Origin of the sequence: Rhodococcus aetherivorans (assembly GCF_025722975.1) — a bacterium.
Taxonomy (GTDB): Bacteria; Actinomycetota; Actinomycetes; order Mycobacteriales; family Mycobacteriaceae; genus Rhodococcus; species Rhodococcus aetherivorans.
Genome location: NZ_CP106982.1, coordinates 5,343,903 through 5,359,336 on the forward strand (window position 1 = coordinate 5,343,903; position 15,434 = coordinate 5,359,336).

The window sequence follows — 15,434 nt, forward strand, 5'->3', positions numbered from 1 at the left end:
CGGGTACGCGACCGCCCCGGCTCAGGTCGACGTTACGGCGCGGGTCATCGCGGCACGTAAAGCGACGTCGCGCGGATCGTTTCGAGACTTGCCCATGCGGTTGCAGACGTAGCCGTAGCCGATCCCGGCATCCGGATCGGCGTAGCCGAAGGAGCCGCCGGCACCGGGCGCGCCGAACGACCGGGGCCCGCCGAAAGACCAGTCGGGACTCGGGCGCATGAAACCGAGGGAGAACCGGATGTCCCCGAGCATGCACGCGTCGTGGAATCCGTTCCGGGGCGGCACCGGCGGGGCCGTCAGTTCGTGCAGCGTGTCCGGGCGCATGCCGAGTTCCGCACCGCCGGTGGCCAGGACGCCGTAGGCGTGCGCCAGGGCGCGTGCCGTGCCCACGCCTCCGCCGGACGGTGCCTCCAGATCGCGTGCGTAGATCGTGTCCGCGTCCATTGCCACGAGCGTTCCCGGGTTGGCGACCAGCGAGCGGTAGAACACCGACCGCTTGTTCAGGAACGCCGGAAACAGCCGCGGCGACAGCTCAGCGAGGTTCAGGAAGGGGTTCCGCATCACCAGCGGGGCAAGTCGGGCGTCGGGAACGGAGGCCGGGAGACGGATGTAGAACTCCAGCCCCAGCGGGGTCGCGATCTCGTCCTGGAAGACCTGCCCCAGCGTGCGGTGCTGCGGGTCGACCCGGCGAACGAGTTCACCCTGATAGAAGCCGAGGCTGATCGCGTGGTAGGCCTGCCGCGCCCCCGGCTCCCACTCCGGTCTCTGGCGAGCCATGATCGCGGCCAGCCGGTCCGGATCGGCAATGACCCCGACATCCACCGGCTCGTCGAAACCGAACAGCCCGGCCTGGTGGGCCAGCAGTTGGCGGACGGTGATCCGTTCCTTGCCGTTCTGCGCGAACTCGGGCCAGTAGGTGCAGACGCGCTCGTCGAAATCGAGCCATCCACGGGAATGGGCCAGCGCGACGGTCATGGCGGCCATCCCCTTCGTGGCGGAGAACACCAGCGCCATGGTGTCCCGTTCCCAGGGTTCGCCGGTCGCCTTGTCCCGTACCCCGCCCCACAGATCGACCACCTTCTCGCCGCGGTAGTAGACGCAGCAGGCAGCGCCCAACTCCCCACGGCGGGCGAAGTTCTCGGCAAACGCCTGCCGTACGGCCGCGAAGTCGCTGCGCGCGTATCCGTGAATCCCCGGATGTACGGACTTTCGAGCGGACACGGTCGTCTCCTCTCGCGCGGGCTCGGCACCCGGTTACCGACGGTCCGGCACGGGGCCGCTCACAGCTTGTAGCCGATCGTGCGCAGCAGGGCTTTACGGTCGGCGACGTCGGAACTCGACTCCACGCGGGCAGGCGGCCGCCCGTCGATCATCCCGGCGATCTCCCGACGAGGTTCATGTCGTCCGACTCGTCGACCGCCACGATCTGCAACTCCACGACCGCCTCCTCGAACGCCTGCGACTCGCCGGGTCGCCGTCCACAGACAGTCTCCCGCGCCCGGGAGACGAGGGCAATGCAGTCGCCGGCCGGGGCAGGCGCCCATCGGGCACATGTCCGCCGCATCAGGGATGAGGGAGGATGGTGCGGTGACCGATTCCTCCCGTTCCCCGGTGAGCCGGCTCCGCAGGCGCGGACGTTCCGGCCGCGCTGTCGTCCTCGTCGGCTCGCTCGCCTCGGCCCTGACCGTTGGCATCCTGTGGCTGCGGTCGGGCCAGGGCGTCAGCGCGTCGGCGTGGCGTGACGACGAAGTGGGCCCGGACGATCTGGCCGGGTGAGTCCGGAGGATTCACCCGGCCTCAATCGGAACCCACACTCAGCGCCGCGCGGATCGTCTCGGCGGTCCCGTCGAGTACGGTGCGGTTCGGCGTGCGCGGCACCGCCCGCAGCCCGAACCCGTCGCCGCGACGCCGCGGAACGACGTGCAGGTGTACGTGGAACACCTCCTGGCCGGCGGCGACGCCGTCGGCCAGGAAGAGGTTGACCCCCTCGATCGGGAGCGAACTCGCGCGCAGTGCGGTGGCGATGCGCCGGCCCGCGTCGAACACCCGCGCGCCGTCCTGCGGATCGAGGTGCGCGAGACCGGACGCGTGACGCTTCGGGATCACCAGCAGGTGTCCCGGTGTGAACGGGCGAATGTCCATGAACGCCAACACGTCCGGTTCGTCCAGCACGATGCTCGCCGGCGCGGTGCCGGCGACGATCGCGCAGAACACGCAGTCGCTCACGCACTCTCCTGGACGGGTGCCGGCCGCCGGACGCCCTCGAGGAGCTGCAGCAGCTGCGCCTGCACCTCCGGCCGTTCGCGGACCGGGTCGTCGCTGTGGGCGAGGTAGAGCATGGCCTCCTCCACGGCCGCGACGATCATGTGCGCCAGCGCCGAGGACTGCGGGGCCGGCTCACCGCTGCGCCGCGCGATGGCCCGCAGCGCGCGCTCGGTGATCATGATGGTGTTCTTGCGGTGCCCCTCCCGCACCTCCGCCCAGCCCAGCACCGCGGGAGCCTCGATGAGCAGCAATCGGCGGATCGCCGGGTCGTACACGACGTCGAGCGAGGCGAGCACCGCCGCGGTGAACGAGTCCCACGGATCGTTCCCCTCGATCGCCGCGAGCGTCTCCTCGGTCTCCACCTGCATCCGTTCCACGACGCCGCGGAACAGGTCCCGCTTGTTCGCGAAGTGGTGGTAGAGCGCCCCGCGGGTCACGCCCGCGACGGCGACGATCTCCTCGGTCGCCGCCGCGGCGTATCCGTCGCGGAGGAAGACCTCCGTCGCGGCGTCGAGCAGCGCGGCTCGTGTCCGCACCGCATCCCGAATTCGTACGGAATTACCCGGCTTCCCAGCCAACATCTTCTCCCCTGCACTTCGGCTACCCCCATCTGACAAATCCCCTGGCAGCCCGTTCCGGACGATCCCTACAGGATCGGCGCCGGCGTGTACTTCGCGGCGTCCGGGTACTGCTCGACGAGGTCCTGCACCGCCGCAACGACGGTGGCGACCTGCGCCTCCGCGGCCCCGACGAACGCCGACCGGTCGGCCAGCGCGGCGTCGAGAGCCGCTCGATCCAGTGGCAGCCGCTCGTCGGCGGCCAGCCGGTCCAGCAGGTCCGGCTCGCGGCCCTGCTCGCGCATCGCCAGCGCCACGGCGACCGCATGCTCCTTGATGACCTCGTGGGCCGTCTCGCGGCCCACGCCCGCGCGCACCGCCGCCATGAGCACCTTGGTGGTGGCCAGGAACGGCAGGTAGCGGTTGAGCTCCTTCTCGATCACCGCCGGGTACGCGCCGAACTCGGCGAGGACCGTCAGGAACGTCTCCATCAGGCCGTCGAGGGCGAAGAAGGCGTCGGGCAGTGCGACGCGCCGCACGACCGAGCAGAACACGTCGCCCTCGTTCCACTGCGCGCCGGCGAGCTCGGCGGCCATCGACGCATACCCGCGCAGCACCACCTGCAGGCCGTTGACACGCTCGCAGGAACGGGTGTTCATCTTGTGCGGCATCGCGGACGAGCCGACCTGGCCCGGCTGGAAGCCCTCGGTGACGAGCTCGTGCCCGGCCATCAGGCGGACGGTGTGCGCGAACGACGACGGCCCGGCCGCGACCTGCACGAGCGCGGAGAGCACGTCGTGGTCCAGCGAGCGCGGATAGACCTGACCGACGCTGGTGAGCACGTTCGCGAACCCGAGGTGCTCGGCGACCGTCGCCTCGAGACGCGCGAGCTTGCCGGCGTCGCCGCCGAGCAGGTCCAGCATGTCCTGCGCGGTGCCCATGGGGCCCTTGATGCCGCGCAGCGGGTACCGGGCGATCAGCTCGCGCAACCGGGTGAGCGCGATGAGCAGCTCGTCGGCGGCGGACGCGAACCGCTTGCCGAGGGTGGTGGCCTGCGCGGCGACGTTGTGCGACCGGCCCGCCATCACCAGCGCCGAGTACTCGGCGGCGCGGTCGGCCAGCCGCGCGGCGATCGCGACGCCGTGGGCGTGCACGTGCTCGAGGGAGCGCAGGATCTGCAGCTGTTCGACGTTCTCGGTGAGGTCGCGGCTGGTCATGCCCTTGTGCACGTGCTCGTGGCCGGCGAGGGCGTTGAACTCCTCGATGCGGGCCTTCACGTCGTGGCGGGTGACGCGCTCGCGGGCCGCGATCGACTCGAGGTCGACCTGCTCGAGCACCCGCTCGTAGTCGGCCAGGGCCTCCTGCGGGACGTCGATCCCGAGTTCCGCCTGCGCCCGGAGGACCGCCAGCCACAGCTGGCGCTCGAGCACGATCTTGTGCTCCGGCGACCACAGCGCTGTCAGGTCCGGGCTGGCATAACGGGTGGCAAGAACGTTCGGGATGCGACTCACAGGACATCAGTTTACGGCGCCCCGTCACGCCTCCTGTTCGGCAGGCGGTGCCACCCGCTCCACGACGTCGGGCAGGATGCCCCGCGCGAGGGCCCGCGGATCGGGCTCGAGATCGCCGAGCGCGCCGAGCACGGCCCCGTCGACGACCGCGACGAGCCGCCGCAACTGCGGCTCGTGCACCGAGCGCCCGCACCGCTGCAGCAGGTCCGTGAGCAGCTGATCGATCTGCACGCGCAACTCATGCTGGACGTCGCGCAGTTCGGGGTGCCGGGCGGTGGCGACGCACCGTTCGTAGCGGGCGATGAGGCGCTCGCGTTCGATCTCGCCGACCCCGCCGGGGCCGACGAGCAGGTCGACGATCAGGTCCGCGGTGGACTCGGGGCTGCGGTCGCTCGGCGGGACGCACTGCACCCGCGAGCGCATCGCGTCGAGCTCGCGCCGCCCGTTGTGCTGCACCGCGCTCGCGATCAGGTCGTCGAGGGAATGGAAGTAGTAGGTGGTCGAGGCGAGCGGAAGTCCGGCGCGGTGCGCGACGGCGCGGTGCCGGACGGCATCGATCCCGCCCTCGAGGATCAGGTCGGCCGCCGCCTCGACGAGCGCCTGGCGGCGCCGTTCGCCCTTCGGGGTGGCTGCGATCGACACCCTTGTCATGGTGCCAGTCCCGGTGGTCACGCCTGAGGGAAACGGCCCGAATACTCGCAGGTAGGACCTATCTGTCGGGTTTCGTCACGGTGTGGGCAACCAGGCGCGCAGCCGTTCCAGCGCCGCCCGCACGTCCGCGGTGGAACCGGCGAAGGACAGCCGGACGGTCCGGTCGCCGTGCACGGTGTCGAAGTCGACGCCGGGCGCGAGCGCCACTCCGGTCTCCTGCAGCAGCCGGGCGCACCAGCGGGTGGAGTTCTCGCCGGCCGGGAGCAGGTGACCGATGTCGGCGTAGACGTAGAAGGCGCCGTCGGCGGGCGCAAGCTCGGTGATCCCCAGCTCCGGCAGGCCCCGGAGCAGCAGCTCGCGGTTGGCCGCGTACCGCGCGACGTGGCCGTCGAGTTCGGCCCGGGCCTCCGCGCCGAACGCGTCGACGGCCGCGTACTGGGAGATCGTCGGCGGGCACACCGTCATGTTGGAGGCCAGCCGCTGCAGCGGCGGGCGCAGTCCCTCCGGCACGAGCATCCAGCCGAGCCGCCATCCCGTCATCGAGAAGTACTTGGACACGGAGCCAATCACCACGGCTTCGCGGGAGGTCTCCCACGCGCAGCTCGTTGCGGGCGCACCGTGCGTTCCGAACTCGATGCCGTGGTAGATCTCGTCGGAGATGAGCAGCGCGCCGTGGTCGTCGCACCAGCGGGCCAGCGCGGCCAGCTCGGCCGGTTCGATCATGGTGCCGGTCGGGTTGGCGGGGCTGGCGACGACGAGTCCGGCGATCGGACCGTCGAGGGCCTCGAGCATCTCGACGGTCGGCTGGTAGCGGGTGTGCGGCCCGCAGTCCAGCTCGACGACCGTGCAGCCGAGCGCGGCGAGGGTGTTGCGGTAGGCGGGGTAGCCGGGCCGGGCGACGACGACCGTGTCGCCGACGTCGAAGGCGGCCAGGAACAGCAGGGTGAACGCCCCGGAGGATCCGGTGGTGACGACCACGTCGTCGGCGTCGGCGTCGATGCCGTAGCGGTCGCGGTGGTAGCCCGCGATCGCCGCGCGCAGCGGCAGGATCCCGAACGTCTCGGTGTAGCCGAGCAGCTCGTCGTCGAGCGCGCGGTGGGTGGCGCGCAGCACCGGGGCGGGTGCCGGCGTGGACGGCTGACCCGCCGCCAGGCTCAGCACGTCGCCGTGGGTGCGCTGCCGCTCGGTGGCGGCCTTCCACACGTCCATGACGTGGAAGGTCTGGATCCGGGATCGCTGCGATTCGCTCCGCACGTCACCAGACGGTAGTCGCGGGCCCGGGGGCGACCGGCGGCCGGGGACGGTCAGACGGTGATCCGGCCCTCGACGGCGGCGAGGCCGATGTCCTTGCGGAAGTGCCCGCCCGGCAGCTTGATGCCGGCGAGCGTGGCGTAGGCCTCGTCGCGGGCGGCGGTCAGGTCGGCGCCGGTGCCGACGATGCTGAGCACGCGGCCGCCGGCGGAGACCAGCGATCCGTCGGCGAGCCTGGTGCCGGCGTGGAGGACCCCGTCGGCGTCGGCCCCGGTGATGACGTCGCCCGTGCGCGGGCTGGCCGGGTAGTACTCGGCGGCCAGCACCACGGTGACGGCGGCGCCGTCGCGCCAGCGCAGCGGCGGCAGCTCGGCCAGGGTGCCGGTCGCGACCGCGTTCAGCGCCTCCCCGAGCGGCGACTCGAGCAGGGCGAGCACGGCTTGGGTTTCGGGATCGCCGAAGCGGCAGTTGAATTCGACGACGGCCGGGCCGTCCTTGCCGATGGCCAGGCCCGCGTAGAGCAGGCCCGAGAAGCCGCATCCGCGGCGGACCATCTCGGCGGCGACGGGCCGGACGACGTCCTCGACGATCGTGTCGACCATGCCTTCGGGCAGCCACGGCAGCGGCGTGTAGGCGCCCATGCCGCCGGTGTTGGGGCCGGTGTCGCCGTCGCCGACACGCTTGTGGTCCTGCGCGGGCAGCAGCGGCACCACGGTCTCGCCGTCGACGAGGCAGAACAGCGAGACCTCGGGGCCGTCGAGGAACGATTCGAGCAGCACCGGGTGCCCGTTCTCGAGGATCTCCGCCGCGTGGTCGCGGGCGGCGGCCCGGTCGGTGGTGACGACGACGCCCTTGCCGGCGGCGAGCCCGTCGTCCTTGACCACCCAGGTGGGTCCGAAGCGGTCGAGCTTCTCGTCGAGCTCGGCCGGATTGTCGACGACCTCGCTGTGCGCGGTGCGCACCCCGGCGGTCTGCATGACGTCCTTGGCGAAGGCCTTCGAGCCCTCGATGCGGGCGGCCGCGGCGGACGGGCCGAAGCAGGCGATGCCCGCGGCGCGGACGGCGTCGGCGACACCGAGGACGAGCGGAACCTCCGGGCCGATGACCACGAGGTCGACGTTCTGTTCCTTCGCGAGCGCGACGACCTCCTCGGCGGAGGCGGCGTCGACCGGGAACTGCTCGGCGATCCGGCCGATGCCGGCGTTGCCGGGGGCTGCCAGCACGGCCGTCACGCCGGGATCGCGGGTCAGGGCCAGGACGAGGGCATGTTCACGGGCACCGGAGCCGATAACGAGTACGCGCACGCAGCACAGGTTACGGGACCGGTCCGGGGCCTCGGACCGACGCATCCGCGCGGCTCCAGCGGGCCGCTCCCGCGCCTCGGTCGTTCCCCTCCACCGGGCACCACACGAGGTCGGCGCGGTCGCGGGTCCGCGCGACGGTGCGCGCGTTGGGCATATCCACCGTGCGGACCCACTCGGCGGCCTGCTCGGCGGTGGATCCGGTGGCCCGATGGCGCCGGATGAGCCGGGCGGCGAGCTCGTCGCCCGGTGCGTCGAGGTAGACGACGAGGTCGAGCAGCGGGCGGATCCGCTCCCACCCGCCGTCGCCGAGGAGCAGGTAGTTGCCCTCGGTAACGACGACGCGGGTCTCGGGGGTGATCTCGTGGAACGCGGCGATCGGTTCGTGGAGGCGGCGCGAGTACTCGGGGGCGTGGACGGTCTCCGTGCGGTCGTCGCGGATGCGGCGCAGCAGCGCCGCGAACCCGGCGACGTCGAACGTCTCCGGCGCACCCTTACGGGATCGGGTGCCGCGGGCGTCGAGCCGGTGGTTCGACAGGTGGAAGCCGTCCATCGGCGCGGCCGCGGCGGGTATGCCCGCGTCGCGGAGGAGGCCGACGAGCAGGTCGGCGGCGGTGCTCTTGCCGGCGCCGGGTGGGCCGCAGAGCCCGACCACGCGCCGCTCCCCCGCCGCGACGATGCGCAGGTGCCGGTCGATCAGGTCGGCGACGAGCGCGCGCAGCGGGCCCGTCCGGGGCGGCTGCGGCGACGACATGCGACGAGGATACGAGAGGCGGCGCGCGCGGCGGTCCGCCTATTCTCCCCGGTATGGCTTCCGTGTTCAGCATGATCATCGCCGGCGACCTGCCGGGCCGGTTCGTGTGGCAGGACGACGACGTCGTCGTCTTCCTGACCATCAACCCCGTGAACCAGGGCCACGTGCTCGTGGTGCCGCGTCAGGAGGTGGACCACTGGCAGAGCGTCGACGCCGACGTGTGGGGCAAGGTCGGCGACGTCGCCCGCATCATGGGCCGGGCGGTGTGCTCGGCGTTCGACGCGCCGCGCGCGGGCCTGCTCGTCGCGGGCCTCGAGGTGCCGCACCTGCACCTGCACGTCTTCCCGGCGTACGACCTCGGCGACTTCGACATCAGCAAGGCCGAGAAGGACCCGTCGCCGGAGTCGCTCGACGAGGCGCAGGCGAAGCTGAAGGCCGCGCTACGAGAACTCGGGTACGCGGACAACGTCCCCGACTGACGCGCCGGGACCCGTCGGCACCGGCGCCGACGGGTCGTCGAGGAACGCGGTGAAGTGCGCCCACGACGTGCCGCGGGCGGTGAGGCCGGCGAGCAGCCCGAGGTGACTGCCGGGCACGACCTCGAACCGCACGTGGGGCGAGCCGGGCAGCACCCGGCGGATCGCCTCGACCGCCGGGACGGGCGCGAGCACGTCGTCGCTGCCGCCGAGTGCGAGCACGGGCACGGAGACGTCGGCGAGGTCGATCGTCCGGTCGTCGAAGCGGACCCGGCCCGTCGCGAGATCGTTCGCGACCGTGATGCGCATCGCCATCTGGTGGAACAGCCTGCCGGGGTAGCCGGGCATGTCGGCCTGGAACCGGTCGATCGCCTCCATCCGGGCCAGGGTGTCGGCGTCGGCGAGGTTGCAGGCGACGAACCACGGCCGGGTCAGTTCGCGTTCGAGGGCGGTGGCCCGGTAGCCGATCTGCACCAGCGGGGCGGGCACGCCGCCGAGCAGGTGGGTCACGGCGGTGAGGGCGGGCTCGCCCAGGGCGCGTCCGAGGTGGCGGGCCGGCCCCAGGAAGGGGATGCGCGCGTAGTCGATCGGCGTGCCGAACGCGGTGATCGAGCGGATCGGCAGCCCGGGGTGGGCGGCCGCGGTGAGCAGGCACAGGGTCCCACCGAGGCTCCAGGCGCCCAGGTCGACGTCGCGGCCGCCGCACAGTTCGGAGACCCGCGCGATCGCCTCGGGCACGATGTCGTCGACCCAGTGCTCGAAGCCGAGGTGCCGGTCGGAACGGTCCATGGTGCCGAAGTCGAGGACGTGGACGCTGCGGCCAGCGTCGACGAGGTGCTGCACGAGGCTCTGCCCGGGCCGCAGGTCGTAGCAGCGTGCGGGCGCGGCGAGCGGGGGCACGAGCAGGACGGGGGCACCCGCGTCGGGCTCGCCGTAGCGGCGCAGGGTACGGTGCGGTCCGTCGGCGACGACGGCCGACGCGGTGGCGTGCGGCGGTTCGATTCCGTCGCCGACGAACAGCGCCCAGGCGTTGCGCAGGGCGCGCTGCGCCGTCCCCGACAGTCCCACGCGACGTCTCCTTACTCGAAAGTCAGTTACGTCACCGTAGCCGAGGGCCGGATCGTCACTCCACCGGCATCCGCGGGATGAGCACCCGGAACGTGGAACCGGCGCCCACGGCCGACTCCACCTCCACGCGGCCGCCGTGGGCCGCCACCAGCGCCGCGACGATCGACAGTCCGAGACCGCTGCCGCCCGACGATCGGGTGCGCGACGTGTCGGCGCGATAGAACCGCTCGAAGACCCGGGCACGGTCGGCCTCGCTCAGGCCGGGGCCGGTGTCGAGAACCTCGAGCACCGCATCGGATCCGATCGTGCCCACCCGTACGGTGATGCGGGCGTCGGCCGGGGTATGGGTGAGGGCGTTGGTGACGAGATTGCCGAGGACCTGCCGCAGCCGCGCGTCGTCGCCGAGCACCTCCGGGGTACCGGGACCGTCGACCACCTCGAGCCCGACGGTGCGATCGGGCGCGACGGCCCGCGCATCGTGCACGGCGTCGGCGGCCAGGGCCAGCAGGTCCACCGGCTTCCGCTCGAGCGGCCGCTGCGCGTCGAGGCGGGCCAGCATGAGCAGATCCTCGACGAGGATCCCCATGCGCCGGGACTCGCTCTCGATGCGGTCCATCAGCATCGCAGTGTCGCTGCTCGCGCCCTGGCGGTAGAGCTCGGCGAATCCTCGGATCGTGGTGAGCGGGGTGCGCAGCTCGTGGCTGGCGTCGGCGACGAACCGTCGCATCCTCTCCTCGGATCTGCGCGCGGATTCCTCCGACGACGCCGTCGCCGCGAACGCCGCCTGGATCTGGCTGAGCATGACGTTCAGCGCCACCGACAGCCGGCCGACCTCGGTGCGCGGATCCCGTTCGGGAACCCGCCGGTGCAGATCCCCGCCCGCGATCGCCACGGCGGTGCGCTCGACCTCCACCAGGGGCCGCAGGCTGCGCCGCACCACGAAGTAGCCGGCCACCCCGAGAACGAGCAGCACCGCGGCGCCGATGCCGACCTGCAGCACGACGAGCCGATCCACGGTCTCCTCGATCGAGGTCAGCGTGACCCCGACGGTGGTCACGATGCCCGCGGCGCTGCGGGTCGACACCACCCGCCAGCGCACGTCGGAACCGTCGACGGAACCCACGGTCACCGGCTCCCCCGCCGGCTCGCCGGGCAGCGCCGGCGACGTGGACTCGTCGTTGACGACGAACCGCTCCACCCCGTCGGGGCCGACGACCCGCACATAGAACGGGCTCGGCGGGCGATTCGAACTCGGGGCGTCCGGCGGCGGCAGCTCGCGGCCGGCACCGGGCGGCTTGGCCCACGTCTGCGCCGCGGTGCGCAGATCCTGATCGGTGCGGGCGAGGAGCGAACCCTGCAAAGCGGACGTCACCGCCACCCCGGACGCCAGCAGCCCCAGCCCCGACAACGACACCAGCGCCGCGACCAGCGCCAACCGCAGCGGCAGCGCCCGCATGCGGCTCACTCGCGGGGTTCCCGCATGACGTACCCGACCCCGCGCAGGGTGTGGATCAGCGGCTTGTCCCCGGTGTCGACCTTGCGGCGGAGGTAGGAGACGTACGACTCCACGACGCCGACCTCCCCGCCGAAGTCGTAGCTCCACACGTGGTCGAGGATCCGCGGCTTGCTGAGCACCGTGCCCGCGTTGACCATGAAGTACCGCAGCAGGGTGAACTCGGTGGGTGAGAGCGACACCGGCCTGCCGGCCTTCCACACCTCGTGGGTGTCGTCGTCGAGTTCGATGTCGGCGAAGGTGATGCGGGACGAGCGTTCGTCCTCGGACACCTTGCCGGCCCGCCGCAGGATCACCCGCAGCCGGGCGATGACCTCCTCGAGGCTGAACGGCTTGGTGACGTAGTCGTCCGCACCCAGGGTCAGGCCGGACACCTTGTCCTCCACGGCGTCCTTCGCCGTCAGGAACAACACCGGCGCGTCCGAACCGTCGGCCCGGAGCCGGCGCAGCATCCCGAACCCGTCCATCCCGGGCATCATGACGTCGAGGATCACCGCGTCCGGCCGGAAGGCCCGGGCCCGGTCGAGTCCCTCGGCGCCGTTTCCCGCCGTCTCGACCTCGAAACCCTGGAACTTCAGGCTCACCGAGAGCAGTTCGACGATGCTCGGCTCGTCGTCGACGATCAGGATCCGCGCTTCGGGGGTCTTGTCGGTCACGGCGTCGATTCTCCCGGAGAGCTCTGGCATGCCGCTGCGAGAATCCTGGGAACTTCCTGTATGCCGGCCCTGCCGAATTCGGGCCGTCGGAGTACGGCGATCGGGGATCATGGACGTGTCCGCACCGGGAGGAGCCGCCGTGTCGCCGAAGTGGGTGCGCCGCGGGGCGGCGTCGGCCGCAGCCGTCGCCGTGTCCCTGATCGCGGTCTGCCCGCCCGCGGCCGCGGAGGAGGTCGAGGTCTCGTTCGGCATCGCGTGCCGGGTGCGGTCGGTGATCGACGTCGACGAGCTGCTCGGGTCGTCGGCCACGGTGGACGCGCCCGCCCGGGTTCGTCCCGGCGAGCGGTTCACCTACCGCATCCAGACGGCGCCCGTCGCGTACCCCGACTCGAGCCGCGGCGCCACCACCCGCAGCGTCTCCCGCCTGAAGAACGACTTCGCCATTCCCGCCAACGCGACGTTCGTCGACGCCGCTGTCGTACCCGGCACCGCCTTCAACCTGGACAACGTGCCGCCCGGTGTGCTGCGGGTGAACGAGGACGGCGTCCCCGACCCGGCGGGCACGATCCTGCGCCTGTCCGGAAACAACGAGGTCATCGGCAACAGCCCCACGTCCGGTGCCGACAGCGAGGCCGGGATCCGGGCGCCGAAGACGCAGCTGCAGCTCGACGGCTCCCCCAGCCCCGTCGGCGACAGCTGGTTCCGGCTGCCGGCGGTGGAGGTGACCATGATCGCGGGCGACGCGGGCGTGATCACGCCGATGCTCCGCACGGCCGGTGCCGCGGGCCTGGTCGACGACGACGCCAACTACAACACCTCGCTCACCCAGGCCACGTTCCTCGGCACCAACCAGTGGGGACCGACCCGCTGCTCGCCGCGGGACACCATGACCGGTCCGCTCAACGCCGGCGCCGGCCCGCTGGCGACCATCACCATCTCCGACACCGCCGAGGTGCCCGCCACGGTCACCGTCGACGCCCCGGACGTGGTCGACGACGGGACGGTCGTCACGCTCACGGCGACGGTGTCACCGGACGTCGACGGCGGCACGATCCTGTTCCGGGACGGCGGCACCGACCTGGGTCCACCGGTGGCGGTCGTCGACGGCCGCGCCACCACCGAGCACCGCGTCTCCGGCGCCGGGAGCCACACGATCACGGCGGTCTATTCGGGCGCGCCCGGCGCGGCGGGCGCGACATCCGAACCCGTCGCCGTGACGGTTCCCGGATCCGACAGCACACCCGGCTGGTGGGTCGCAGCCGGGATCGGGGTGATCGCCGGCGCGCTGGCCGTCGCCCTCGTCGCCCGGCGCAGGCGGCGCTGATCCGGCGTAACACGCCCCGCACGTCCACCACCTTGTCGGCGCGTGATGCTATTACGGGACGAAGACAGCCACCGCGAAGGAGGTCCCGCCCATGACGTGCCGGGCGTGCCGATCCGATCTCGACCACTGTCACGGCACCCTCGTCGTGCACGCGACGGTGCCCGTGGAATGCACCGAACCCGACTGCTTCGACACCTCCCGCGTGCGGCACATGCTGGTGGTCGACTGCTCCGACCTCGCCCACGGCTGCGGATGCACCGAGACGTACGTACGGGTCGGAACGCTCCGCGTCTCCTGACGACCTTCGGTAACGGCTCGTCCCGCCGAGCCGGACTGTTGTGCCGGTTACAGTGACAGGCATGAGTCTGGCGTCCGCGCTCGCGTTTCCCGTCCGCCTCGGATTCGCCGCAGCGGACTCGGCCCTGGGCGTGGCGGAGGGCGCGATCGCCACCGTCCGCCTGGCGATTTCCCCCCGGACGTACGCGGGGTTGAGCGCGGTCGGCGTGGCGAATCCGCGGGGACCGCTGGGCCTGCTGCAACAGGTCTCCGTGCTCGCCGCCGACGACCGTCCTCTCGGCCAGGCGCTGCGCCCCGACGGACCGCTGGACCGCCTCCTCGCCCCCGGCGGGCCGGTGGACCGGCTCACCGCACCCGGCGGCCCCCTCGACCGCCTCCTCGAGCCCGGCGGCGCCCTCGACCGCGTCACCGCCCCCGGCGGTCCGCTCGAGAAGATCCTCGCCGAGGACGGGGCGCTGGACCGCCTGCTGTCGAACGGCGGCCTCCTCGACCGTCTCACCGCACCCAGCGGCCCGCTCGAGCGCCTGCTCGCCGAGAGCGGGCCCGTCGAACGCCTCACCGCCCCCGGCGGCATCGTCGACATCGCCCTCCAGCCCGGCGGCCTGCTCGAGCGGGCCCTCGAGCGGGGTGGAGTGCTGGACACCCTCCTCGCCGAACAGGGCGCCCTCGAGCGCCTCCTCGCCAAGGGCGGTCCGCTCGATCAGATCGTGTCGCTGTCCGAGACGCTGGCGCAGCTCACCCCCAGCATCCTGCGGATGAGCACCAGCATCGACGTGCTGCAGGAGACCGTCGAACTGCTCCGCGGGGCGGTGGGCCCACTGGGCGACCTCGCGGGCAAGCTGCCCGGTCGGTGGCTGCGCAGCAACTCGGGCGGCACGGGCAACAGCGGCAGGCACGAACTGCAGCCACCGGACTGAGCCGGTCACTCCTGCAGGTCCGTGACGGCCCGGAAGGAACCGTCCATATGGAACGGGGTGGACTCGTGCTCGTGCGCGATCCGCCACGACCCCTCGACGCGGCGTAGACCGAACGTGACACGGAACCACATGTCGAATCGCGGTCCACCGAGCTGTGTCGCTCCCAGCCGCGACAGCGCGTGGCAGAACGCGACGTCGCCGGCCGCCTCGACGCGCAGATCCCGCACTTCGCAGTCGAGAGGGCCGTCGAACCCCGCGAACCACGACGCCCAGGCCTGCGGGTCGGGAGCGGACTTGCGCAGCGGCGGCGCCAGATCGAACACCGTCGCACCGGGGATATAGCACGCGGCGAGCCGATCGACGTCCTTGGCGTTGCGGGCCGCGGTGTGTTCCTCGATCAGCGCGCGGATCTGTTCGTCGGCCGGGGCCTCGTCCACCTCGAGGAGGGCGAGGATGTTGCCCGCCGGGTCCCGGAACCAGGCGATCGGCGGACCCACCCGACGGAAGATGCCCTTGCCGTCGACACCCTCGTAGCGCTCGAACCGGATTCCGCGCGCGGCGAGTTCGTCCACCGCCTTCTCGATGTCGCGAACCGGGAAGTTGAGGATCGTGTAGGTGGCCGGGGTGTGGTCCTCCTTCGGATAGATCAACGTGTCGCGGCCGCCGTCGAGGTGCAGGTGGAGCATTCCGTGCTCCTCGGACACGGAGACGCCGAGGACGTCGCCGTAGAACTTCGCGGCCGCGGCAACGTCGTCGACGGCGAAGCCGGAAAAGGCTGGGGAACGGTCGAACATGGTGCTCACTCCTCCGCTGCGAACGATGCTGCACCTGTTCCGACCGCCGAGCGACGGCAAACTCATCGGCCGGCCGGGGACCTTCTTCCCTGACGCGGA

17 protein-coding genes and 1 pseudogene are annotated in these 15,434 nt (G+C 72.0%); 5 read left to right on the forward strand and 13 right to left on the reverse strand.

Annotated features, from left to right (window positions below; genetic code table 11):
- Positions 1–21: 21 nt before the first annotated feature.
- Together OCS65_RS24415 and OCS65_RS29875 are read right to left on the reverse strand one after the other, a co-directional pair.
- Positions 22–1,221, reverse strand: coding sequence for an EstA family serine hydrolase (locus OCS65_RS24415; protein WP_029541258.1), 1,200 nt, complete (start codon positions 1,219–1,221; stop codon positions 22–24).
- A gap of 59 nt (positions 1,222–1,280) precedes the next feature.
- Positions 1,281–1,388: pseudogene (locus OCS65_RS29875) on the reverse strand (adenosine-specific kinase); the annotation flags it as partial.
- A 199-nt stretch (positions 1,389–1,587) separates the two neighbouring features.
- Here OCS65_RS29875 and OCS65_RS24425 point away from each other — a divergent pair.
- Complete coding sequence (locus tag OCS65_RS24425; RefSeq protein ID WP_029541253.1) at positions 1,588–1,776, forward strand: hypothetical protein; 189 nt, start codon at positions 1,588–1,590, stop codon at positions 1,774–1,776.
- A 21-nt stretch (positions 1,777–1,797) separates the two neighbouring features.
- Here the strand turns inward: OCS65_RS24425 and OCS65_RS24430 are convergent, their stop codons facing one another.
- From OCS65_RS24430 to OCS65_RS24460, 7 genes are all read right to left on the reverse strand, one after another.
- The gene (locus OCS65_RS24430; RefSeq protein ID WP_006931860.1) at positions 1,798–2,226 is read right to left on the reverse strand and encodes an HIT family protein; all 429 of its coding nucleotides are present in this window, start codon (positions 2,224–2,226) and stop codon (positions 1,798–1,800) included.
- Positions 2,223–2,801: a TetR/AcrR family transcriptional regulator gene (locus OCS65_RS24435; RefSeq protein ID WP_006931853.1), complete on the reverse strand. Its 579-nt coding sequence runs from the start codon at positions 2,799–2,801 to the stop codon at positions 2,223–2,225. The genes OCS65_RS24430 and OCS65_RS24435 overlap by 4 nt, the downstream gene beginning before the upstream one ends.
- A 110-nt stretch (positions 2,802–2,911) precedes the next feature.
- Positions 2,912–4,333, reverse strand: a complete 1,422-nt coding sequence (gene purB / locus OCS65_RS24440; protein ID WP_043801500.1) for an adenylosuccinate lyase — start codon at positions 4,331–4,333, stop codon at positions 2,912–2,914.
- Between the two features lie 24 nt (positions 4,334–4,357).
- A complete protein-coding gene (locus tag OCS65_RS24445) occupies positions 4,358–4,975 on the reverse strand; it encodes a TetR/AcrR family transcriptional regulator (RefSeq protein WP_029541237.1) in 618 nt (205 codons plus the stop codon).
- 84 nt (positions 4,976–5,059) lie between these two features.
- Positions 5,060–6,238 (reverse strand): pyridoxal phosphate-dependent aminotransferase, encoded by a 1,179-nt coding sequence (locus OCS65_RS24450; RefSeq protein WP_029541234.1) that lies wholly within the window; start codon positions 6,236–6,238, stop codon positions 5,060–5,062.
- 50 nt (positions 6,239–6,288) lie between these two features.
- Complete coding sequence (gene purD, locus OCS65_RS24455) at positions 6,289–7,539, reverse strand: phosphoribosylamine--glycine ligase (protein WP_029541231.1); 1,251 nt, start codon at positions 7,537–7,539, stop codon at positions 6,289–6,291.
- A gap of 10 nt (positions 7,540–7,549) precedes the next feature.
- Positions 7,550–8,290, reverse strand: a complete 741-nt coding sequence (locus OCS65_RS24460) for a nucleoside/nucleotide kinase family protein (protein WP_050034606.1) — start codon at positions 8,288–8,290, stop codon at positions 7,550–7,552.
- 53 nt (positions 8,291–8,343) lie between these two features.
- Here OCS65_RS24460 and OCS65_RS24465 point away from each other — a divergent pair, with 53 nt between their 5' ends.
- Entirely contained in the window at positions 8,344–8,769 is a 426-nt protein-coding gene (locus OCS65_RS24465; protein ID WP_029541228.1) for an HIT family protein, read from the forward strand.
- On the opposite strand, the gene OCS65_RS24470 is transcribed toward OCS65_RS24465, so the two are convergent.
- Genes OCS65_RS24470 through OCS65_RS24480 form a run of 3 tightly spaced genes read right to left on the reverse strand, consistent with a single transcriptional unit; the run spans position 8,731 to position 12,033 of the window.
- The gene (locus tag OCS65_RS24470; RefSeq protein ID WP_043801495.1) at positions 8,731–9,834 is read right to left on the reverse strand and encodes an alpha/beta fold hydrolase; all 1,104 of its coding nucleotides are present in this window, start codon (positions 9,832–9,834) and stop codon (positions 8,731–8,733) included. The genes OCS65_RS24465 and OCS65_RS24470 overlap by 39 nt on opposite strands.
- A gap of 55 nt (positions 9,835–9,889) precedes the next feature.
- Positions 9,890–11,299, reverse strand: a complete 1,410-nt coding sequence (locus tag OCS65_RS24475; RefSeq protein WP_050034605.1) for a sensor histidine kinase — start codon at positions 11,297–11,299, stop codon at positions 9,890–9,892.
- Entirely contained in the window at positions 11,296–12,033 is a 738-nt protein-coding gene (locus OCS65_RS24480) for a response regulator transcription factor (RefSeq protein ID WP_170914022.1), read from the reverse strand. The genes OCS65_RS24475 and OCS65_RS24480 overlap by 4 nt, the downstream gene beginning before the upstream one ends.
- Before the next feature lie 109 nt (positions 12,034–12,142).
- Here OCS65_RS24480 and OCS65_RS24485 point away from each other — a divergent pair, with 109 nt between their 5' ends.
- From OCS65_RS24485 to OCS65_RS24495, 3 genes are all read left to right on the forward strand, one after another.
- Positions 12,143–13,327 (forward strand): Ig-like domain-containing protein, encoded by a 1,185-nt coding sequence (locus OCS65_RS24485; protein WP_050036273.1) that lies wholly within the window; start codon positions 12,143–12,145, stop codon positions 13,325–13,327.
- Positions 13,328–13,418: 91 nt separating this feature from the next.
- On the forward strand, positions 13,419–13,625 hold the full coding sequence (locus OCS65_RS24490) for a hypothetical protein (RefSeq protein WP_006942989.1): 207 nt from the start codon (positions 13,419–13,421) through the stop codon (positions 13,623–13,625).
- A 61-nt stretch (positions 13,626–13,686) separates the two neighbouring features.
- A complete protein-coding gene (locus OCS65_RS24495; protein ID WP_029541220.1) occupies positions 13,687–14,541 on the forward strand; it encodes a hypothetical protein in 855 nt (284 codons plus the stop codon).
- Between the two features lie 5 nt (positions 14,542–14,546).
- Here OCS65_RS24495 and OCS65_RS24500 read toward each other — a convergent pair whose 3' ends face one another.
- Positions 14,547–15,335, reverse strand: coding sequence for a nuclear transport factor 2 family protein (locus OCS65_RS24500; protein WP_006942987.1), 789 nt, complete (start codon positions 15,333–15,335; stop codon positions 14,547–14,549).
- Between the last annotated feature and the right edge of the window lie 99 nt (positions 15,336–15,434).